The organism is Aeromonas sp. S18(2024) (assembly GCF_041402525.1).
GTDB lineage: Bacteria > Pseudomonadota > Gammaproteobacteria > Enterobacterales > Aeromonadaceae > Aeromonas > Aeromonas enteropelogenes.
Genome location: NZ_JBGLQV010000009.1, coordinates 115,644 through 136,559, shown reverse-complemented (window position 1 = coordinate 136,559; position 20,916 = coordinate 115,644). Strand labels below are relative to the sequence as shown.

Annotated in this window: 22 protein-coding genes; 8 read left to right on the top strand and 14 right to left on the bottom strand. The window is 62.0% G+C overall.

Annotation, left to right across the window (positions count from 1 at the left end; translation table 11 throughout):
* Nucleotides 1–64 precede the first annotated feature (64 nt).
* Together ACB034_RS15625 and torA are read left to right on the top strand one after the other, a co-directional pair.
* A complete protein-coding gene (locus ACB034_RS15625; protein ID WP_026457288.1) occupies nucleotides 65–1,195 on the top strand; it encodes a NapC/NirT family cytochrome c in 1,131 nt (376 codons plus the stop codon).
* A gap of 23 nt (nucleotides 1,196–1,218) precedes the next feature.
* Complete coding sequence (gene torA, locus ACB034_RS15620) at nucleotides 1,219–3,699, top strand: trimethylamine-N-oxide reductase TorA (protein WP_371173207.1); 2,481 nt, start codon at nucleotides 1,219–1,221, stop codon at nucleotides 3,697–3,699.
* A gap of 87 nt (nucleotides 3,700–3,786) precedes the next feature.
* Here torA and ACB034_RS15615 read toward each other — a convergent pair whose 3' ends face one another.
* The 4 genes from ACB034_RS15615 to ACB034_RS15600 are packed head-to-tail and all read right to left on the bottom strand — an operon-like array spanning nucleotide 3,787 to nucleotide 6,649.
* On the bottom strand, nucleotides 3,787–4,248 hold the full coding sequence (locus tag ACB034_RS15615) for a hypothetical protein (protein ID WP_026457286.1): 462 nt from the start codon (nucleotides 4,246–4,248) through the stop codon (nucleotides 3,787–3,789).
* A gap of 41 nt (nucleotides 4,249–4,289) precedes the next feature.
* Nucleotides 4,290–5,639, bottom strand: coding sequence for a sensor histidine kinase (locus ACB034_RS15610; RefSeq protein ID WP_371173206.1), 1,350 nt, complete (start codon nucleotides 5,637–5,639; stop codon nucleotides 4,290–4,292).
* Nucleotides 5,636–6,292, bottom strand: coding sequence for a response regulator transcription factor (locus ACB034_RS15605; protein ID WP_371173205.1), 657 nt, complete (start codon nucleotides 6,290–6,292; stop codon nucleotides 5,636–5,638). The genes ACB034_RS15610 and ACB034_RS15605 overlap by 4 nt, the downstream gene beginning before the upstream one ends.
* A gap of 21 nt (nucleotides 6,293–6,313) precedes the next feature.
* Nucleotides 6,314–6,649 carry a PepSY domain-containing protein gene (locus ACB034_RS15600; RefSeq protein WP_371173204.1) on the bottom strand — a complete coding sequence of 112 codons (336 nt, stop codon included), beginning with the start codon at nucleotides 6,647–6,649 and terminating at the stop codon, nucleotides 6,314–6,316.
* Nucleotides 6,650–6,712: 63 nt separating this feature from the next.
* Here ACB034_RS15600 and ACB034_RS15595 point away from each other — a divergent pair, with 63 nt between their 5' ends.
* The gene (locus tag ACB034_RS15595) at nucleotides 6,713–6,961 is read left to right on the top strand and encodes a PepSY domain-containing protein (protein WP_042025202.1); all 249 of its coding nucleotides are present in this window, start codon (nucleotides 6,713–6,715) and stop codon (nucleotides 6,959–6,961) included.
* Here the strand turns inward: ACB034_RS15595 and msrQ are convergent.
* A complete protein-coding gene (msrQ, locus tag ACB034_RS15590; protein WP_371173203.1) occupies nucleotides 6,958–7,584 on the bottom strand; it encodes a protein-methionine-sulfoxide reductase heme-binding subunit MsrQ in 627 nt (208 codons plus the stop codon). The genes ACB034_RS15595 and msrQ overlap by 4 nt on opposite strands.
* A 20-nt stretch (nucleotides 7,585–7,604) precedes the next feature.
* A complete protein-coding gene (msrP, locus tag ACB034_RS15585; RefSeq protein WP_371173202.1) occupies nucleotides 7,605–8,609 on the bottom strand; it encodes a protein-methionine-sulfoxide reductase catalytic subunit MsrP in 1,005 nt (334 codons plus the stop codon).
* Nucleotides 8,610–8,977: 368 nt separating this feature from the next.
* On the opposite strand from msrP, the gene ACB034_RS15580 reads away from it, so the two are divergent.
* Nucleotides 8,978–9,451, top strand: coding sequence for a DUF1097 domain-containing protein (locus ACB034_RS15580; RefSeq protein WP_042072502.1), 474 nt, complete (start codon nucleotides 8,978–8,980; stop codon nucleotides 9,449–9,451).
* A gap of 79 nt (nucleotides 9,452–9,530) precedes the next feature.
* Here the strand turns inward: ACB034_RS15580 and ACB034_RS15575 are convergent, their stop codons facing one another.
* From ACB034_RS15575 to ACB034_RS15560, 4 genes are all read right to left on the bottom strand, one after another.
* On the bottom strand, nucleotides 9,531–10,811 hold the full coding sequence (locus ACB034_RS15575) for a sigma 54-interacting transcriptional regulator (RefSeq protein WP_026456989.1): 1,281 nt from the start codon (nucleotides 10,809–10,811) through the stop codon (nucleotides 9,531–9,533).
* Nucleotides 10,808–11,326 carry a hypothetical protein gene (locus ACB034_RS15570; RefSeq protein ID WP_026456990.1) on the bottom strand — a complete coding sequence of 173 codons (519 nt, stop codon included), beginning with the start codon at nucleotides 11,324–11,326 and terminating at the stop codon, nucleotides 10,808–10,810. The genes ACB034_RS15575 and ACB034_RS15570 overlap by 4 nt, the downstream gene beginning before the upstream one ends.
* A gap of 5 nt (nucleotides 11,327–11,331) precedes the next feature.
* The gene (locus tag ACB034_RS15565; RefSeq protein WP_371173218.1) at nucleotides 11,332–12,732 is read right to left on the bottom strand and encodes an ATP-binding protein; all 1,401 of its coding nucleotides are present in this window, start codon (nucleotides 12,730–12,732) and stop codon (nucleotides 11,332–11,334) included.
* A gap of 101 nt (nucleotides 12,733–12,833) precedes the next feature.
* Nucleotides 12,834–12,926, bottom strand: a complete 93-nt coding sequence (locus ACB034_RS15560; RefSeq protein ID WP_124239460.1) for a YnhF family membrane protein — start codon at nucleotides 12,924–12,926, stop codon at nucleotides 12,834–12,836.
* Nucleotides 12,927–13,049: 123 nt separating this feature from the next.
* Between ACB034_RS15560 and ACB034_RS15555 the strand changes: the two genes are divergently transcribed.
* Entirely contained in the window at nucleotides 13,050–13,607 is a 558-nt protein-coding gene (locus ACB034_RS15555) for a 2-amino-4-hydroxy-6-hydroxymethyldihydropteridine diphosphokinase (protein ID WP_371173201.1), read from the top strand.
* Here the strand turns inward: ACB034_RS15555 and ACB034_RS15550 are convergent.
* Nucleotides 13,533–14,237 (bottom strand): SDR family oxidoreductase, encoded by a 705-nt coding sequence (locus ACB034_RS15550; protein WP_371173200.1) that lies wholly within the window; start codon nucleotides 14,235–14,237, stop codon nucleotides 13,533–13,535. The genes ACB034_RS15555 and ACB034_RS15550 overlap by 75 nt on opposite strands.
* 148 nt (nucleotides 14,238–14,385) lie before the next feature.
* Between ACB034_RS15550 and ACB034_RS15545 the strand changes: the two genes are divergently transcribed.
* Nucleotides 14,386–14,790: a CBS domain-containing protein gene (locus ACB034_RS15545; RefSeq protein WP_224210822.1), complete on the top strand. Its 405-nt coding sequence runs from the start codon at nucleotides 14,386–14,388 to the stop codon at nucleotides 14,788–14,790.
* A gap of 50 nt (nucleotides 14,791–14,840) precedes the next feature.
* On the opposite strand, the gene ACB034_RS15540 is transcribed toward ACB034_RS15545, so the two are convergent.
* Nucleotides 14,841–15,377 (bottom strand): DUF2301 domain-containing membrane protein, encoded by a 537-nt coding sequence (locus ACB034_RS15540; RefSeq protein ID WP_371173199.1) that lies wholly within the window; start codon nucleotides 15,375–15,377, stop codon nucleotides 14,841–14,843.
* A gap of 86 nt (nucleotides 15,378–15,463) precedes the next feature.
* Here ACB034_RS15540 and ACB034_RS15535 point away from each other — a divergent pair, with 86 nt between their 5' ends.
* The gene (locus ACB034_RS15535; RefSeq protein ID WP_342013662.1) at nucleotides 15,464–16,228 is read left to right on the top strand and encodes a transporter substrate-binding domain-containing protein; all 765 of its coding nucleotides are present in this window, start codon (nucleotides 15,464–15,466) and stop codon (nucleotides 16,226–16,228) included.
* Between the two features lie 112 nt (nucleotides 16,229–16,340).
* Here the strand turns inward: ACB034_RS15535 and asnC are convergent, their stop codons facing one another.
* A complete protein-coding gene (gene asnC, locus ACB034_RS15530; RefSeq protein ID WP_223379716.1) occupies nucleotides 16,341–16,802 on the bottom strand; it encodes a transcriptional regulator AsnC in 462 nt (153 codons plus the stop codon).
* A gap of 154 nt (nucleotides 16,803–16,956) precedes the next feature.
* Between asnC and asnA the strand changes: the two genes are divergently transcribed.
* Nucleotides 16,957–17,949 carry an aspartate--ammonia ligase gene (gene asnA, locus ACB034_RS15525; RefSeq protein WP_371173198.1) on the top strand — a complete coding sequence of 331 codons (993 nt, stop codon included), beginning with the start codon at nucleotides 16,957–16,959 and terminating at the stop codon, nucleotides 17,947–17,949.
* 301 nt (nucleotides 17,950–18,250) lie between these two features.
* Here asnA and clpB read toward each other — a convergent pair whose 3' ends face one another.
* Nucleotides 18,251–20,824 carry an ATP-dependent chaperone ClpB gene (clpB, locus tag ACB034_RS15520; protein WP_026457211.1) on the bottom strand — a complete coding sequence of 858 codons (2,574 nt, stop codon included), beginning with the start codon at nucleotides 20,822–20,824 and terminating at the stop codon, nucleotides 18,251–18,253.
* Nucleotides 20,825–20,916 lie beyond the last annotated feature (92 nt).

The window sequence follows — 20,916 nt, the reverse complement described above, 5'->3', positions numbered from 1 at the left end:
ACCGATACCACTACCATGGAGGTACTACTATATTGGTACAAAATAACTGTAGGACAATGTCGTCATGATTGGAAAACTGACCCGAAAAACCTGGTTCTGGCTCCTGCTGCTCGGAGCCCTGCTGGGCGTCGCGGCACTGGGGGTGACAGTGACTGTGCTGCACAAGACCAGCTCCACCGAATTCTGCGTCTCCTGCCACTCGATGCAGACCCCGCTTGCCGAGTACCAGGGCAGCGTTCACTTCCAGAACACCAAGGGGATCCGCGCCGAGTGCGCCGACTGCCACATCCCGGGGGATCCCACCTCCTATCTGTGGACCAAGATCCGCGCCGTGAAGGATATCTACCACGAGGCGATCGGCACCCTGGACACCCCGGAAAAATACGAGGCCCACAAGCTGCGCATGGCGCAGTCGGTATGGGACGAGCTCAAGGCCAACGACTCGGCCACCTGCCGCAGCTGCCACAGTTATGAGGCGATGGACATCCTGGCCCAGCGCCCCAACGCCCGCGCCGAGCACCCGGTCGCCATCAAGGATGGCCAGACCTGCATCGACTGCCACCGCGGCGTCGCCCACATCATGCCCGACATGAGCGGCCTGGCCGCCGCCGGCGCCAGCGAACTGGCCCAGGCTGCCGCCCAGACCCCGGCCAGCGTCACCACCCGCTACGCCATCGCCACCACCCCGCTGTTCCTCGATGCCAACGCCAAGACTGACGAAGGCACCCTGATGCCCTCCACCCAGGTGGAAGTGCTGGCCAACGAGAACGGCCGTGCCCAGGTGCGCATCGACGGCTGGCAGCAGGATGGCGTGAGCGAAGTGTTCTACGCCGCCCCCGGTAAACGGATCCTGAGCGCCCTGGTCGGCGACGCTGCCAAGAAGGAGTTGGTCACCGGCAAGAGCGAAACCGACAGCGCCACCAACCTCACCTGGCATCAGGTCAGCCTGACCGCCTGGGTTGACCAGAGCCAGCTCATCGGCGATCAGGGCAAGCTGTGGCAATACGCCTCCACTCTGATGTCCAATAACTGTACTGGCTGCCACGGCCTCACCGCACTGGATCACTTCAATGCCAACCAGTGGATCGGCGTCATCAAGGGGATGGAATCTCGCACCTCCCTGACCCCCGAACAGTCGCGCATGCTGACCCAGTATGTCCAGAAACACGCCAGTGACATGAGCGCGGCCCACTAAGGCTGGCACAGAGGAAAACCGTTATGACTTTTTACAACGACAAGAAAACCAATCTGTCCCGCCGCAATCTGCTCAAGGGTCTGGGTGCCTGTGCCGCCTTGCCCCTGCTCGGCGGCCTGTTTCCGAAAAGCGCCCTGGCCCAGGCCATCAGCACGGCGCTGAGCCAGTTCCCGACCCTGGTGCCGGCCCAGAAGGGCATCCTCACCGGCGCCCACTGGGGTGCCTTCGAAGCCATCGTCGAAGAGGGGCGCATGGTACGCGTCCAGCCGGTGGCCGATGATCCGGCCCCGAACGATCTCATCGACATGGCGCCGTTCCAGGTCCACGCCAAGAACCGCATCAAGTACCCCATGGTACGCAAGAGCTGGCTGGAGCACGGCCCGGGGGCCAAGACCGAGCTGCGCGGTGCCGACGAATGGGTGCGGGTGAGCTGGGAGAAGGCCATCGAGCTGGTCGCCGGCGAAATCAAACGGGTGCAGAGCGACTTTGGCCCGCAGGCCATCCACGCCGGTTCCTACGGCTGGAAGAGCGTCGGCATGTTCCACAACAGCCGTACCCTGCTGCACCGTCTGATGAACCTGGCCGGCGGCTTTACCGGTTATGCCGGTGACTACTCCACCGGTGCCGCCCAGGTGATCATGTCCCACGTGATGGGCTCCATCGAGGTGTACGAGCAGCAGACTGCCTGGCCCAACGTGGTGGAAAACGCCGAGCTGGTGGTGCTGTGGGGGGTCAACGCCCAGGTCACCCTGAAGAACAGCTGGAACATGCCGGATCACGAGGGTCAGGCCGGCTTCAAGGCGCTCAGGGAGAAGGGCACCCGCGTCATCAGCATCGACCCCATCTACAACGAGACCGCCAAGCAGCTGAATGCCGAGTGGATCGCCCCGAACGCCTACACAGACGTCGCCATGATGCTGGGGGTCGCCCACACCCTGTATAGCGAGAAGAAACACGATCAGGCCTTCCTCGACCGCTACACCGTCGGTTTCGACAAGTTCCTCGCCTACCTGCTCGGCAAGGACGACGGCCAGCCGAAGAGCGCCGAATGGGCGAGCTCCGTGTGTGGCGTCGACGCCAAGGTCATTCGCCAGCTGGCCCTCGACATGGCCGGCAAGCGCACCATGATCATGGCGGGCTGGGGCATGCAGCGTCAACAGCACGGCGAACAACCCAACTGGATGCTGGTCACCCTGGCCGCCATGCTCGGCCAGATCGGCCTGCCGGGCGGTGGCTTTGGCTTCAGCTACCACTACTCCTCAGGTGGCAGCCCCACCGCCAAGGGCGGCATCCTAGCGGGGATCTCAGCCGGCAACGCACCGAAGAACAGCCCGGCGCCGATCCCGGTGGCTCGAATCGCCGACTGCCTCGCCAATCCGGGCAAGACCATCGACTTCAACGGTCGCAAGGTCACCTATCCGGACATCAAGCTGGTCTATGTGGCGGGCGGCAACCCCTTCCATCATCATCAGGACACCAACAACCTGATCCAGGCCTGGCGCAAGCCGCAGACCGTGATCGTCCACGAGCCCTACTGGACCGCCACCGCCAAGCAGGCCGACATCGTCCTGCCGGTGACCACCAGCTATGAGCGCAACGATCTGGAGATGGGCGGCGACTATTCCCAGCGCTACGTCTTCCCGATGCACCAGTGCGTGCCGCCCCAGTTTGAAGCCCGCAACGACTTCGACATCTTCAGCGCCATCGCGGCCAAGCTGGGTGTGCAGGATCAGTACACCGAAGGCAAGGACGAGATGCTGTGGCTCAAGCAGATGTACGACGGCATGGCGGCCCAGGCGCGCGGTGCCCGGGTGGCGCTGCCGCCGTTCAACATGTTCTGGGAATCCAACAACTATGTGCGCTTCCCGGTGCCCGAGGCGAGCCGCGAGTGGGTACGCCACGCCGATTTTCGCGAGAACCCGCTGCTCAATCCGCTCGGTACCCCGTCAGGCAAGATCGAGATCTTCTCCAATACGGTGGCAGGCATGGATTACGCCGACTGCGCGGGTCATCCCAAGTGGTATGAGCCGAAAGAGTGGATCAAGAGCGAGGTGGCGACCGCTTATCCCCTGTCCCTCAACACCTCGCACCCGACCCAGCGGCTGCACTCCCAGCTCGACAACACTCCGCTGCGGGACAAGTTCGCCATCGCCGATCGCGAAGCCATCATGATCAACCCGGCAGATGCCAAGGCTCGCGGCATCGCCCAGGGAGATCTGGTACGCGCCTTCAACGATCGCGGCCAGATCCTGGTGGGGACGCTTATCTCCGAGGATATTCGCCAGGGAGTGGTGCGGATCTGCGAAGGGGCCTGGTTCGATCCGGCCAAGCCGGGTGACGTGGGCAGCATCTGCAAGAACGGCAACGTCAACTGCCTCACTTTCGATGAAGGATCCTCCAGCCTGGCCCAGGGCAACTGCGGTCACATGGCCCAGTTGCAGATCGAGAAGTACACAGGCCCTGCGCTGCCCAACACCGCCCACGCGGTACCGGCCGGTGCCTGACAACGCCAGAACCTGACAAAGTGCAACAAAAACGGCGCCATCCAGGCGCCGTTTTTATCTCTGCTGCAACAGAAGCCGGGGACAGGATCAGAAGTCCCCTTCCTCCATATATTCCTGAGCGCACTCCACCAGCTGGGGCCAGAGCTCTTCCGGCACCCAGGCATCCGGGTCATCCTCGTCGCCATCGTACTGGCTCCAGAAGTAACGGCGCAGGCCGGAGGCAAATTCGTCGCTGATCTCCGCCAGCTCGGAGAGCGGCCCCAACCAGGCGATGCGGCGCAGGCCGGAGGCGAGATCGTTGATCGCGTCCATCAGGGTGCGATCGTCGAAGCTCTGTTCCACCAGCAGGGTGAAGCGTTCGCGCGCCTGTTCGGTCTGCTCCTCGTCCAGCTCGCCGACATCGGCCAGCAGATCGACAAAATCCTCCAGCAGGAACTGGATCAGGCCGTCCCTGTCTTCAAACCACTGGATCTGGGCACCCTTGGTGCCCAGAACAGAGGCATCGAATGAATCGTCAAGATGACATAGTGCCCACGGATCGTCAGTCATGGTTCTCTTCCTCAGGCTGAAACAAGTGCCATATCTTATGCCTAGCTCTCTACTCTTGCCACCTTGGGCAGGGAGAGCGAGGCCGCCAGACCGCCCAGCTCGGCGCGGCCCATAATGAAGCTGCCCCGATAGGCTTCCGCCAGATCGGAGACGATGTTGAGGCCAAGCCCAGAGCCCGGCACCTTCTCGTCGAGCCGCACTCCGCGCAGCACCGCCTTGGCGATCTGATCCTCGCTCATGCCGGGGCCATCATCCTCGATGCGCAGGGTGATCCAGCCCCCCAGTTCGGCGCTGGAGATGCGCAGCTGGCTGGCGGACCACTTGAAGGCATTTTCCAGCAGGTTGCCCACCATCTCGTCAAAATCCTGCTCCTCCACCCCGACCGCCAGATTGGCGGGTACCTGCAAATCCACCGTCTTGCCCGGATAGAGGCGGGAGAAGGCACGGCAAATGTACTCCACCCTGGCCCGCACCGGCGTCGAGACCCCCAGGATCTTGGCCGCCCCGGTCACCCGCGCCTTGCCGAGGTGATAGTCGATGTGGCGCTGGATCTGGTCGAGCTGCTCACCGATGGCAGCCTGATCCTCGGGCGGCAGCTGGGCTACCTGATTGCGCATGATGCTCAGCGGCGTCTTGAGGGCGTGAGCCAGGTTGCCGGTGTGGGAGCGGGCCCGCTGCAGCAACTCGCTGTAGTGGTGCAGCAGCCGGTTGATGTCCTCCACCAGCGGCTGGATCTCCAGCGGATAGCGCAGCCGGAACCCCTCCTGATGCCCCTGATGCACCCGGCTCAATTCGCGGCGCAGCAGATGCAGCGGGCGCAGGCCGTAGACAATTTGGAACATGAAGCCGAGCACCAGACCGGCGGCCGCAAACCCGAGGCCGAAGAAGAGGCTGATCCGGGTCTTCTTCAGGGTCTGGGTCAGGGCGCTGCTGTCTTTCGCCATCACCAGGGTGAACACCTTGTCCGACCCCGGCAGCAGCACGGTGCGAGTCATGATCAGGAGGGGTTCCTTGTTGGGGCCCCGCCCGAGAAACAGATCCGGGTCGCCAAAGGCGGATTTCAGCCCCTGGGTATTGAGATTGGTGTCCCACAGGGAGCGGGAACGACCGATGACGTGATGTTCCAGCTCCAGCTGCCAGTAGTGGCCGGAATAGGGCTGGCGAAAGCGGGGATCCGACAGGGGCTCACTCACCACCGGCAGGCCATTCTTCGCCACCTCCAGTCGGGAGAGCAGGTCATAGAGCTGCAGACGCAGGCCGTCGGCTTCCGCCTCCTGCCAGTAGTTGCGCATCATGGTCTGCAGGCTGAAGCCGGTGGCAAACAGGAACAGGCCGCACCACACCAGGGCGATGGCGACCAGCCGTCCCCGCAGGGTTCTGACCAGCCTCATTCGTTGATCCGGTATCCGAGGCCGCGCACCGTTTCAATCAAATCGGGATGGGTCTTCTTGCGGATCCGGCCGATGAACACCTCGACGGTGTTGGAGTCACGGTCAAAATCCTGGGCATAGATGTGATCGATGAGCTCGCTGCGCGACACCACCTTGCCCCTGTGCTGCATCAGATAGCCCAGCACCCGGAACTCGTGGGCAGTGAGCTTGATGGGGGTGCCCTCATACCACACCTGGGAGGCCGCCATATCGAGGCGAACCCCGCCGATCTCCAGGATCGAGCTGGCATTGCCCGCCGCACGGCGCACCAGGGCATGGACCCGGGCCACCAGCTCGGCCACCTGGAACGGCTTGGTGAGGTAGTCATCCGCGCCGGCATTGAGCCCTTCGATCTTCTGGTGCAACTGGCCGCGAGCAGTGAGCACCAGCACGGGGGTGTCGATCCCCTTGCTGCGCCACTCCTTGAGCACGCTCAGGCCATCGCGCCCCGGCAGACCCAGATCGAGAATGATGGCGTCATAGGGTTCGGTCTCGCCGAGAAAACCCGCCTCGTTGCCATCGTGGCAGAGATCGGTGACAAAACCGGACAGCCTCAGCTGTTCCGCCAACTGGCCCGCCAGGGTCTTTTCGTCTTCAACTATCAGAATTCGCATCAGCAGCTTTCCAAACAGGGATTACTCTTCGTCAACCGGATCCGCTCTGGGCACGAACAGCCGCTCCAGGTGGTGGCCCTTGGCCCACACCATCTCCAGGTTGTCGGCCCGATAGGCCACCTTGAGCACGCTGTTCTCCTGGTCGATCACTCGCAGTTCATAGAGCCAGACACCATCCTCTTCCCCCAGATCCACCCGCAGCACCCGTACCGGCAATCTGGCTGCCACCTCCATCATCTCCTGGAAGGGCCGAACCCGTCCCTCGCGGACAGCTTGTTGCAACTGGGCCTCATCAGGCGTGATCGCCTGCGCCAGTACCGGCAACAAGAGCCCGAGCAGAGGGAGCGCTCTATTCATGGATGATTCATCTCCAAAAACCTAACATAATGGGGTTTATAGTCTGCCAGCCATGAATCCGGAATGAATATGATCCCGCGCAGTTTCCTGCTAATCCTCTGCCTTTTCAGCGCCACAGGCTGGGCGCTCGACAACCGTCTCGACATGGCCGGACTGGTCAAACTCTTGCTGGCTCAAGGGTATCACGACATTCGGGAAGTTGAGCTGGAAGGCGACAAGTTCGAGGTCCGCACCCTCAATCGCCAGGACGAGAAAGTCCATCTTATCGTCGATGCCTACACCGGCGAGATCAAACAAAAAGAGGCCGACTAGGCCTCTTTTGCTTTCCAGCGTCCGCGCCAGGGGCGCAGCAACCTGTCCCGCCGCGGCAGCAGCAAGGCACAGGCCAGCGCCAGATAGATGAGGGGCTCCAACCAGCCGCTCTTCACCGACCACCAGTAATGCACCGGCACCAGCAGGGCGATGGCATAGACCCAGTTGTGCAGCTTCTGCCAGGCCGGCCCCATGGCGCGCTGCAAGGCCGGCAGCGAGGTGATGCCAAGCGCAATCAGCAGCAGCAGCGCCACCAGGCCCACTACTATGTAGCTGCGCTTGACCAGTTCCCCTGCGATGAGCCCCCAGTCGAACTGCAGATCCAGCCCCAGCCAGGCCATGAAATGAAGCAGGGCCCAGGCCAAAGACCAGAGACCGAGGGGGCGGCGCAGTTTGATAAGCAGCCCCTGACGCCAGCGCTTGGCGAGCGGCGACACCAGCAGGGTGAGCAGCAGCAGGTTGAGCGCCCCCTTGCCGAGATAATGAATCAGCTCGGGGACGGGATCGCCCCCCAACCGTCCGGCCGGAATGGCAAACCCCAGCCAGAGCAAAAAGCCGAGCGCTCCCAGATGCACCAGCGCCCGCAGCAAGGTGATGTGACGCGCCGTCAGTCGCAATGTCATGGTGTCAGCTCCAGCTTGTCTCAATACCACTTGCGCAGATCCATGCCCTGATAGAGCGAGGCCACCTCATCGGCATAGCCGTTGAACATCAGGGTCGGCTGGCGCTTGGCACCGAACAGCCCTCCTTCGCCGATGAAGCGCTCGCTGGCCTGGCTCCAGCGCGGGTGATCCACCTCTGGATTGACGTTGGCGTAGAAGCCATATTCGTTGGGGGCCAGCAGGTTCCAGGTGGTGGGAGGCATCTCCTCCACCAACCGGATGGAGACGATGCTCTTGATGCTCTTGAAGCCGTACTTCCAGGGCACCACCAGCCGGATCGGTGCCCCGTTCTGGGCCGGCAGCGTCTTGCCATAGAGCCCCATCGCCAGGAAGGAGAGCGGGTGCATCGCCTCGTCGATGCGCAGTCCCTCCACATAGGGATAATCGATGCCGCCCCCCAGGCTGCGGGAGGCCTGACCCGGCAGCTGTTTCGGGTCAAACAGGGTCTCGAATGCCACGAACTTGGCACGGCTGGTCGGCTCGGCCCGGCGGATGAGATCCGCCAGCGAGATGCCGTTCCAGGGCAGCACCATGGACCAGGCCTCGACACAGCGCAGCCGGTAGATGCGCTCCTCCAGCTCGGTATTGTTGATGAGATCCCACACATCCAGGGTGAAGGGCTTGGCCACCTCCCCCTCCACCTTCAGAGTCCAGGGCTCGGGTTTGAGGCTGTGGCCATTGCGGGCCGGATCCCCCTTGTCGGTCCCCAACTCGTAGAAGTTGTTGTAACTGATGGCTTTCTCTTCCGGCGTCAGCACCATTCCAGCCGGTCTCGCGGCCTGCGGACTGTTGAGCCCCTTGGTTGCAGGCGCAGGGGATGCCTTGTCGGCACCAAACAGATCGAGTACACCCGCCCGGGTCGGAAATGCCAGGGTCGCGGCCCCCAGGCCCAATCCCTTGAGGATCAGGCGGCGATCCTGATAGACGGCTTCCGGGGTAACATCCCGTTCGGTGAGGTGATGTGAAGCAGAGCGTTTGATCAGCATGAAAAACTCCCGGGGCGAATAGAGGCGACACAGATAAGACCCGCCCCGGCAGATTTTTATTTCACACAAATTTACATGAGGGGGTGCAGGGGCAGCGCCTTGGCCATGGTTCCGACCAGAAACAGAAGTACGCACACCAGCAGGGGCACGAGCACATTTGGCACCATCAGACTCACTCCATGAGCAGGACAGGGCCCCTAACTATGGAACAGGGCCAGACCGGTCGCCAGTGAATTTTTTTCGCGAGCGCAAGCGTATTCCCGAGTTGCAAAGAGTGATGCAGATCACACACAATTCGCCCCCCGCTTGCCGCCCCGCCAGTCAGGCGTAGGCTGCTTTTTCTTCGAAATCCACAGCAGGATCGCGCCATGAGCCCACTGATCGCCATCGCCATCACCACAGGTATTCTCTCCGCCCTCTGGGGCTGGATTGCCGTCGCGTTCGGCCTGCTTTCCTGGGTCGGTTTCCTCGGCTGTACCAGCTACTTTGCCTCCAGCGGCGGCTACAAGGCGCTGCTGCAGACCCTGCTGTGCAATGCCAGCGGCATGCTGTGGGCGCTCTTGCTGCTCAATGGCGAAGCCTGGTGGGGTGCCGGCGTGGCGGGGTATGTGATGACCGGCGTGGTGGCCACCCTGATGTGCGTGCAGGCCAGGCAACAGTGGCTCGGCTATATTCCCGGCACCTTTGCCGGTTGCTGTGCCACCTTCGGCGCGGCTGGTGAGTGGCGGCTGGTGCTGCCCTCTCTGGTGATAGGTGCCCTGTTCGGCTATCTGATGAAGGCAAGCGGTCTCTGGCTCTCCCGCAAGACCCAGACCGACGCCGGCGTGGCCGATCCGGCCTGAGCCCTTCCCCCGATCCGGGCCGGCTTTCCGGATAAACAAACGGGCCTGCTGCCAGGCCCGCTTTCCCGTCTCTTCCCCGTCACCCCTTCGACTTGAAGTTGGCCGCCTCGATACCGTGGCGGTTCAATAACTTGTAGAAGTCGGTTCGATTTCGGCCCGCCATGTTGGCCGCCAGGGTCACGTTACCCTCGGTGGTGCGCAGCAAGCGGATCAGATACTCCTTCTCGAACTCGGCACGCGCCTCGTTGAACGAGGGAATGCCGCCCCCACCGCTACTCAGGGCCGACTCCACCATGGCGGCGCCGATCACCGGGCTGCAGCAGAGGCTGGCGAGTTGTTCCACCACGTTGCAGAGCTGGCGCACGTTGCCGGGCCAGGCGGCAGCGGCCAGCATGGCCAGCGCCTCCGGCGAAAAGCCCATGACGGCGCACTCTTCGTGGCGGCTGCGATACTCATCGAGCGCCTGGCGAGCCAGCAGGGGAATGTCCTCACTGCGGGCGCTGAGCGACGGCAGCGTGATGTTGGCCACGTTGAGGCGATAGAAGAGATCCTCACGAAAGCGTCCCTCCTCCATCGCCTTCACCAGATCCTGATGGCTGGAGCTGAGCACCCGCACCTCGGGGGTTCCCTGACCGTACTCTTCCATCACCTGCAGCAACTTGGCCTGCAGCGACTCCGACAACCCGCCGATTTCGTCGAGAAACAGGGTCGCCCCCCTGGCCTGCTCGAACAGGCCGGAGTGACCGTCTTCACCGAACAGTTGCAGATCCAGCGAAGCCCAGGGGATGGCGGCGCAATTGATGGTATAGAGCGGCTTGTCACTGCGATGGCTCGCCTGATGCAGCGCCTGGGCCATCACCCCCTTGCCTGAACCGGACGGCCCCATGATCAGCACAGGCACCTCCATGGTCGCCATGCTGTGAGCCTGGATCAGCACCTGTTCCAGCTGGGGATTGCGGGTCAGGATCAGCGATTGCCACTCCTGTTGCTGCTTGGGACGAGTCAGGCTCAGGGCATGCTCTATGGTGGCAAACAGCTCGTCCTTGTCGACGGGCTTGGTGAGAAAACTGAACACCCCAGAACGGGTCGCCTGGATCGCATCCGGGATGGTGCCGTGGGCAGTCATGATGATGACCGGCAGCCCCAGCCACTGGGTCTGGATCCGCTCGAACAGGGCCAGACCGTCCATGCCCGCCATCCGCAGATCGCTCAGCACCAGGTCAGCCCGTTGCTGGCGCAACCGGTCGAGGGCCCCTTCCGCGCTGTCGGCGGTATCCACCTCATACCCCTGACTGCGCAGGCGCATGCTCATCAGCTTGAGCAGGCTGACGTCGTCATCCACCAGCAGGATCCGGCTCATGGCAGGACCTCGCGATGTTCGTTGAGCTTGCGCTGGTTGAGCTGGTCGTCGATAGCGGAAAGCTGCTCTATCTGGCGGCGCAGCCGCTGGATCTCCTGGCTCTGGTCGTCACGCCGGCTATCCCGTTCCAATACCGCCTCGCCGAGGGCAATCCAGCTGCGCAGAAACGCCTGGGTATCGAGACCGAGTTCGGGCAGCATCTGCTTGAGTCTGGCCAGACCGGCGCGGCGATTGGCCACCGACTCGGCCGGGTGGGAGTCCACCATGGCCAGACTGACCCGGCTCTCCAGATCATCGGCCCCCTTGAGCCGCTGACGCTCCTGGACCCGTTGCTGGGGATGGCTGGCCAGCAACCAGTCGGAGTATTGCAGGCGCACCTGCATCTCCTTGTTGGCAAACTCCATCCGCTTGGCAAAAGCGATATCGGAGGACTCCCGCTGTTCATGTTGTGGCAGCAAGGAGCAACCCGCTATCAACCCTGCGATCAGGGCTGGCAATACGCGTTGTATCTTCATAGTCCTCATTTCAACGTCAACCTGAAACAGACATCAGCCTGTTCATCTTTCACCAGAACCAACGACCCTCCCAAGCTGTGGGCAGACTCGCGGGCAATGGAAAGGCCCATGCCAGAGCCTTTCAGAATGCCTTGCCGTACCGTGCTGCCCTGCTCAAAGGGTTCAAAAATCCGTTGCTGATCGGCCTCGGGGATCTCGGGTCCCTCATTGGCGACCACCAACCAGTGTCCCTGCGCCTCCTCGCCGGCGCGGATCCAGATATTGCCGCCACTGGCACCATAACTGACGGCATTGGAAAACAGATTATCGAGGATCAACTGCAGCCGATAGGGCTCGGCCAGCAGGCTCACCGGCTCGGTCGGCAAGTGTACACGGATCTGCTTGGACTCCAATGCCAGCCGGTATTCGGCGACCAGCTTGTCGAGAATGGGGTTGAGCGGCACCGGCTCCAGCTCGAACACCTCCTGCTGGCTGAGGCGGTTGAAGTCGAGCAGCCGCTCGATCAGGGTCTGCAGGCGGCGGCTGTTCTCGTCCAGCATCTGGCAGATCTCCAACTGATCCGGCGTGAGCGGCCCAACCACCTGTTCGCAGAGCAGATCCGATCCTTCCCGCAGCACCGCCAGCGGTGTCTTGAGCTCGTGGGAGACATGACGCAGGAATTGGTACTTCTGCTGTTCCAGCTCCTTGAGCTTGCCGTGCAACCAGACGATCCGCTCTCCCAGCAAGACCAGTTCGGCCGGCCCATCCACCGGCTCAGCATCCGGTTCGACACCGGCCCCCAGGCTCAGAATGCGCGACTCAATCTGTCGCACCGGGTGAATAATAAGGTAGGTGAAGATCAGCACCAGCAGCAGGCTGAGCACGGCCACCACACCACTCACCCACCAGATCTCGCGGGTCAGTCCGGCGATGGTAAGGCGGACCCGATCCATCCTTTCATCAACCCGGTTGCGGGTAACCTGTTCGAGCTGCTGGCCGAGCTGATTGAAATGGACGAGCTTGTCGTTCTCCACCGCCGCCCTGGCCTGAGTCATATCCTGCAGGCTATCGAGCCACTCGATCGCCTGTTCAAGCCCGCCGTAGACATCGCTGTCGGCGATGGAGTGGCGATGCTCCGCTAGCAGCTGGCGGTAACTCGACAGCTGCTGGCGGTAGCTGGCCAGGCTCCTGATATCCCCCAGCACCACATAACGACGCAGGGTTCGCTCGATGTCGATGGCCTGCGCCGTCAGCAAGGTGGCACGGCGGGTATCCTTGACCGCTCGCTCCATCTCGTCGCTGGTCAGCTTGCTGAGGTGGGAAAGGGCATTGCTGTTATGCCAGATCATGCCGCCAAGCGGCATCAGTACCAGCACGAATCCCATCAACACCACCTGCAGCAGGGAACGCGGGCGAACCTTGGCCATCATCTCTTCTCTTCATTTTCACCGGTGCGCCAGCATAGCCGCACAGCCCAAAAAACAAAACCGGCCCAAAGGCCGGTTGATGCTACGAACGAGAGCGTGATTCACGCCAGACCGACGGAGGCCACACAGATAACCAGGATCATCGCCAGCGCGCCTGCAGCCGTCAGCAGTGCCCATTTCAGTTCCACACTCATGCAAGTCTCCTTCTGCCAATCAGTGCCGGATCACAATAGATAAATCCATGTTACGTCATAGTTAATACGATAACCGTGAACTGCGTATACATTTCAGATGAGCCCAACCCAGGGAAGGTGAGCATGTTCTATCTGTGCAGCATAGGATCCAATCTCGAGCCCCAGCGCCATGTCGGCCAGGCGCTGGACGAGCTGATCACCCAGTTTGGCTGGCTACAGCTAAGCTCGGTGATCCGGACCAAACCGGTGGGCATGCACTCCCGCCACGATTTTCTCAACTGCCTGTTTGTCATTGAAAGCCGGCTGGAAACCACAGAACTCAAGCAGTGGTTTGTCACCCTGGAAGTCGCCCACGGACGGGATCGCAATGACCCCCTGTGCAAGGTGCACGACCGGCCGCTCGATATCGATATCCTGGCCAGCAGCCCGATCGCTGATTTTGCGACGGCCAGGGTCGATAGCTACCTGGCCCCCCTGCTGGCCGAATGGTATGGCACCGGCGAGGTGCACGCCACCAAGGTGGCGCTCTCCCTACGCAGCCCGCTGGCTGCGGGCCACGGCCATAATCAGCAGATTGGCCTGCACCCAGTCACCCTGCAGCTGGCCTCACAGGGTGGCCAGGGCACGGCCCCCATCCACCTTGATGCTGGCCCCCGTCATGTAACTGTTCTGCATCAGTAGTTGCACCGCCTGCCAGATGGGCTCAAGCCCCCCTTCACGGGCCAGCGGCGTCCTGGCCAGCACCTGCTGACGCCATGCCTCGTCATGCTCATCGAGAAACAGGATGGGGCCGGGCTCTATGGTATTGACCCGCACAGCCGGCGCCAGTTCGCGGGCAAAACTCATGGCGAGCGAATGGGCTCCCGCCTTGGTGGCCACATAGCTGGCAAAATGCGGGGGCGGGGCGTGGATGTAGATATCCGTGATATGGATGATGCTGGCGTTGTCGTTGCACGCCAGCTGGGGGGCCAGTGCCCGATTGAGCTGGAAGGGGGCCGCCATGTGCACCCGGTAGTACTGTTCGAACTGGGCCAGCTGTGCGGCAGGATCTGCCGCTTGGGGTTCGAAGGCCGAGGCGTTGTGGATCACCAGTGCCAGATCGCGGTGGGTAGCCAGCACCTCAATCAGTCGGCTGACCTCCTCCTCACAGCCAAAGTCCGCCCGCACCAGTTCGACCCCGAGCTCGCGCAGCCGCGCCAGTTCAGGCCGCTCGCTGCGATAACTGCCGGTCACCCGCCATCCCGCCGCCACCAGTTGTTCGCACAGATAGAAGCCGAGTCGCCGACCACAGCCCGTTACCAATGCCCTCATAAGATCTCCTCTTCCATGAATACCCCGGCAATGCCACCGCTTCAGCAGCCATTTCTGCCGCCTATCAATCCCTGCGGTACAAGCCATTGGCGCACCGCCCCACGGCTCCGCCATAGTAGCCCCCATGCACACCAAGGGAGCCACCACCATGCTGAAAGTTCACCATCATATGAGCCGCCTGACTCATTCGCTCACCGCCGGACTGAGCCTGGCCGAAGCGCTCGATCGCCTGCATCACTCGGGCCTGAGCGGCCTGCCGGTGCTGGACGACGAGAAGCAGCTGATCGGCTTTCTGTCAGAGCAGGACTGCATTCCCAGCCTGCTCACCGGCAGCTACCACTGCGATACCCGCACCCGGGTGGAAGACATGATGAACCGGGCACCGCTTTCGGTGGGCCCAGACGAGAGCATACTGGAGCTGGCACGCCAGATGACGGGAGCCAAACCCAAGATCTACCCCGTGCTGCAGCAGGGCAAGGTGATCGGCATCATCAGCCGTCGCCAGGTCATGCAGGCCCTCAACCAGCAGCTCAAAGTCTGCCAGCAGACCTAAAGACAGCCGGCAAGTTGGTGCAACTCCAGTGGCTGCGCCAACCATCCCTTCTAAATCTGGTAACGCCCCTTGTCACCGATGTCGAAGTGCAGGGGCATTCGCCACTTGGCCAGCGCCAGCAGGGTTAACAATGCCCCACTGACCAGCGCAGCCAGGGCAGCGGCCCACTCCAGCCGGCCCCACTCCAGCAACCATAACAGCGGTAGCAACACGGGCACCAACCTGATCCCCGGGATGGCGAAGCAGAACTGCTCCTTGAATGCCAAACCTGAGAGGGTGGCCAGTGCTGCCCCCAACACCAGAACATCCGGCGCCCCCAGCGCGGCGAACGCCAGCGCGCCCCAGCCAAACCCCTGCAGCATCAGACGGATACGCTTGTCATAGAGATGGATGGAGAAACTGCACAGCGCACTGGCCAGCGCCAGCAGACTCAACCAGCGAGCAGGAGCGATGACCTCGATACCACTCAGCAGCGACGCCCCGCGCCCGAGCAGCAACAGGGCGGCACCACTCAGGCCGATGCGGTAGAGCAGCACCGTCAGCTTGTCGACACCATCGAGCTGGCTTTCGATTTCAGGGTTTGCCATGCGGGATCACCTCTTTACACCTTATAAACCAATATACTGGGAGCAGGCCCCCAACATCATCTTCCTGAGGGGTCAGGAGGCATAGTGTGCGCGTGATCCCCCTGCTGTGGCTACTCTTCCCGCTCTGGCTCAACGCCAGAGAGCTGGTGATCTGCGGCACTCTGGAAGCCCCGCTCAAGTTCATGAATGCCGCCGGGCAACCGCAGGGGCTCGATATCGACATAGTGACCGCCATCTTTGGCAAGCTTGGGCTCCCGATCAAGATAGAACTGACCGACTCCGGTGCCCGTCTCACCCGCAATGCCGAGAGCGGTGTCTGCGATGTGGTGATGACCCACTCCTACAAGCCTGAGCGGGAGAGCTATCTGCTCTATCCGCAGCAGGCACACCTGCGCCACAGCTGGCACTTTTTTGTGCGCAAGAGCGATCTGCTGACGATCCGTTATGAAACCCTGGCCGACCTCAAACCCTGGCGCATCGGCGTCACCAAAGACTTCTCCTACACCCCCGAACTGGCTGCAGCCATGGCAGACCCAAGCTATCACTTCCAGGAAGTCACCATGAACCAGTTGCAGCTGCGCAAGCTGATCGCCAATCGCATCGATGTCGTCCCCATGCCGCTGGTCACCGCCTTCGCCCAGATCCATGAGGAGAAACTCGGCGATCTGGTGGATTACCTGCCAAGGCCGCTCAAGAGTAGCCCCTACTTCAATACCTGGGCCCGTGCCCGCGCCGACGCACAGACTCCTGCCCAGATGGCCGCCTATGATAGCGAACTGCTGCACATGAAGCGGGATGGCCGCCTCAAGGCCCTCTACAACAAGTACGGTATCCCCTATATCGAGCCCTGATCCCGGCCAACCAGCTTCATCAGGGCTTCACATCCCGCAGGAGCGGGCTCTACAGCGAAAGCAGCGTCTCGCGCGGGAGAGGGATCTCTACGCCCCTCTCATGCAACCCGACTCAAGGCTTCACGTCCCGCAGAATGGGGTTTTGCAGCGAAATGAGCGTTTCGGTGGACTGGATCTCGTCAATGGTCTGGATCTTGTGGATCAGCACGGTCTGCAACTCGTCGATGGAGCGGGTCATCACCTTCATGAAGATGCTGTAGTGGCCCGTGGTGTAGTAAGCCTCCACCACCTCGTCCAGCGCCTGCAGCTTGGCCAGGGCCGACGGGTAATCCTTGGCGCTCTTGAGGTTGATCCCGATAAAGCAACAGACGTCATAGCCGAGCTTCTTGGGGTTCACCTGCACCCGCGTACCCTCGATGATGCCCGCCTGCTTCATCTTCTCCACCCGCACATGGATGGTGCCCGGGCTGACCGCCAGTTGCTTGGCCAATTCGGCGTATGGGATTCGCGCATTGTCCATCAATGCGGTGAGGATGGCCTGATCGAGATTATCGATCCGATAATTTTCCGGCACTTTTTTCTACTCCCGTTGACGATCTTTCATTAAAAGCCGGCATATTTTGAAGAAAAAAACACGCAAAGCCTATTTTTATTATCGAATATTGAATTTAGCTTGCTGGCTGTTGAAGAATCACCACATCCAACGGGGTTTGAAACAGGAATTCAGCATGAAACAGCACTACATTCGCAGCCAACAGCAGATCAGCTTCGTCAAGGAGATGTTCTCTCGCCAACTCGCCCAACAGCTGGGTCTGATGGAGGTGCAAGCCCCCATCCTGAGCCGGGTCGGTGACGGTACCCAGGACAACCTGTCCGGCAGCGAGAATGCAGTGCAGGTCAAGGTGAAGACTCTGCCGGAGCACAGCTACGAGGTGGTGCACTCCCTGGCCAAATGGAAGCGCCAGACCCTGGGTCGCTTCGGTTTCGCGCCAGGCGAAGGGATCTACACCCACATGAAGGCCCTGCGCCCGGACGAAGACAGACTCAGCCCCATCCACTCCGTCTATGTGGATCAGTGGGACTGGGAGAAGGTGATGCCGAGCGAGCGCCGCGATCTGGCCTATCTGCAGGAAACCGTGCGCGGTATCTGGGCCGCCATCAAGGCCACCGAGCGCGCCGTCTGTGCCGAGCACAAACTGACCCCCTTCCTGCCGAGCGAAATTCAGTTCCTACATAGCGAAGAGTTGCTGACCCGCTACCCGGATCTCGATGCCAAGGGGCGCGAGCGGGCCATCGCCAAGGAGCTGGGGGCCGTGTTCCTGATCGGCATCGGCGGAGCACTGTCCCATGGTGAGCGCCACGACGTGCGCGCCCCGGACTACGACGACTGGAGCAGCCACAGCGAGCTGGGCCTGGCGGGTCTCAACGGCGACATCCTGGTGTGGAACCCGGTGCTGGAAGACAGCTTCGAGATCTCTTCCATGGGGATCAGGGTAGACGCCGAGGCGCTGCGCCGTCAGCTCGCCATCACAGGCGACGAGGATCGCCTGCAGTATGACTGGCATCAGGAACTGCTGGCAGAGCGCATGCCGCAGACTATCGGCGGCGGTATCGGCCAATCCCGTCTGGCCATGTTGTTGCTGCAAAAGGAACATATCGGTCAGGTGCAAGTTGGTGTCTGGCCGGCCGAGATGAAAGCCGCCGTTCAGGGCATGCTGTAAAGCCAAAGTCATTTGACTTGCCCCCTTGCGCTGCGGCACAACAGGACACGGTTCAGGTTCAACAAGTGTGTGGTCATCCGGGATGAGAGAGCGCAGTCCGGACAGGCTGTAAGCAGGGCGACCATCCTCGATGGTCCTCCGCGAAACCGGGGCTAGCCCCTGCGACCCGCTCAACCCACGTCAGGTCGCATTGAATACATTCCTCCCGGCAATCCTCGGATTGCCGTTTTTTTATTTCCATTTCATGGATATGACAACGCCAGCCCGAGGGCTGGCGTTGTAAACACGGACAAAGGGGAGGTTACTGGCGCATGGTCAGGCCGTTGCTGTCGGCTCCAAGCACCAGCTTCTTGCCCGGAACGATGCGGCCGGAGAGCAGCGCCTGGGCCAGCGGGTTCTCCACCTTGTGCTGGATCGCCCGCTTGAGGGGACGCGCCCCGTAGACGGGGTCGAACCCGGCGTGAACCAGCTTGGTCAGCAGCTCCTCGGTCACCTCCACCTCGTAACCCTGGGCCTCCAGGCGGCCCATCAGGCTCTTGAGCTGGATGCGAGCGATGGACTTGATGTGCTCCTCGCCGAGGGGGTGGAACACCACGGTCTCGTCGATCCGGTTGATGAACTCGGGACGGAAGCTGCGGGTCAGCACCTCCATCAGCATGCCCTTCATCTCGTCGTAGTCCTTCTCGCTGTGGTGCTCCTGGATAAGATCCGAGCCGAGGTTCGAGGTCATGATCACCACGGTATTGCGGAAGTCCACGGTGCGACCCTGGCCATCGGTCAGGCGACCGTCATCCAGCACCTGCAGCAAGATGTTGAACACATCCGGATGAGCCTTCTCCACCTCATCCAGCAGGATCACCGAATAGGGGCGACGGCGCACCGCCTCGGTGAGATAACCCCCCTCCTCGTAACCCACGTATCCCGGAGGCGCGCCTACCAGACGGGCCACGCTGTGTTTCTCCATGAACTCCGACATGTCGATCCGCACCATGGCATCCTGGGTATCGAACAGGAACTCGGCCAGCGCCTTGCACAGCTCGGTCTTGCCCACCCCGGTGGGGCCGAGGAACAGGAAGGAGCCGATGGGACGGTTCGGGTCAGACAGCCCGGCGCGGGAGCGGCGGATGGCGTTGGAGACGGCGTCCACCGCCTCCTCCTGGCCGATCACCCGGCTATGCAGCTGATCTTCCATCCGCAGCAACTTCTCCCGCTCCCCTTCCAGCATGCGGGCGACCGGAATGCCGGTCCAGCGCGCCAGCACGTCTGCGATCTCCACGTCGGTGACCCGGTTGCGCAGCAGGCTGGTCTCCTGCATCTCCGCCTGGGTGGCGAGATCGAGCTGTTTCTCCAGCTCGGGGATGCGACCGTACTGCAGCTCGGACATGCGGCCCAGATCCCCGGCGCGACGTGCCACCTCCAGATCCTGACGGGCCTGCTCCAGCGCCGCCTTGATGTGCTGGGTGCCAGCGAGGGCGGCCTTCTCGGCCTTCCACACCTCTTCCAACTCATTGTATTCCCTATCCTTTTCGCCGATCTCCTGATTGATGAGCTCCAGCCGCTTACGGCTGGCGTCGTCGTCCTCCTTCATCAGCGCCTGCTGTTCGAGTTTCAGCTGGATGATGCGCCGCTCGAGGCGATCGAGAGACTCGGGCTTGGAGTCGATCTGCAGCCGGATGCTGGCAGCCGCCTCGTCGATGAGGTCAATGGCCTTGTCCGGCAGCTGACGATCCGCGATGTAGCGGTGCGACAGCTGGGCCGCCGCCACGATGGCGGGGTCGGTGATCTGCACGTGGTGGTGCAGCTCGTAACGCTCCTTCAGGCCGCGCAGGATGGCGATGGTGTCCTCCACGCTCGGCTCCTCCACCAGCACTTTCTGGAAGCGGCGCTCCAGCGCGGCATCCTTCTCGATGAACTGGCGATACTCATCCAGGGTGGTGGCCCCGACGCAGTGCAGTTCGCCCCGCGCCAGCGCAGGTTTCAGCATGTTGCCCGCGTCCATGGCCCCCTCGCCCTTGCCGGCGCCGACCATGGTGTGCAGCTCGTCGATGAAGAGGATGACGTTGCCCTCCTCCTTGGCCAGATCGTTCAGCACAGCCTTGAGCCGCTCCTCGAACTCGCCGCGATACTTGGCACCGGCCACCAGTGCTCCCATGTCCAGCGACAATACCCGTTTGTTCTTAAGCCCCTCCGGCACCTCGCCGTTGACTATGCGCTGGGCCAGCCCTTCGACGATGGCGGTCTTGCCGACGCCGGGGGCACCGATCAGCACGGGGTTGTTCTTGGTGCGGCGTTGCAGCACCTGAATGGTGCGGCGAATTTCGTCATCGCGGCCGATCACCGGGTCGAGCTTGCCGATCTCGGCCCGCTCGGTGAGATCGATGGTGTATTTCTCCAGCGCCTGACGGTTCTCCTCGGCGTTGGCGTCGTCTACCTTCTTGCCACCACGCACCTTGTCGATGGCGGCTTCCAGTTTCTCCTTGGTCAGCCCCTGGGCACGCAGCAGCTCGCCGAGGGTCCCCTTCTCGTCGAGGGCCGCCAGCACAAAGAGTTCGGACGAGATGAACTGATCCTTGCGCTGCTGGGCCAGCTTGTCACAGACATTGAGCAGCCGGCCGAGGCCATTGGACAGTTGCACGTCCCCTTCCACACCACTGACGCGAGGCAGGCGATCGAGCTCTTCGCCCAGGCGCGAGCGCAGGGCATTGATATCCATCCCGGTCAGGGTCAGCAGCGGACGAATGGAACCGCCATCCTGGTTGACCAGGGCAGACATCAGATGGACGGGTTCGATAAATTGGTGGTCACGACCCAGTGCCAAAGACTGGGCATCGGAAATAGCAATCTGGAATTTGCTGGTCAGGCGATCGAGGCGCATTGCACTCCCCCTTCAAACAGACGCCGCGTGCGCGGCAAACAACATAACTTTCTGAGATGAAAGATGAGGCCCGTACGGACTATTTCAAGGGG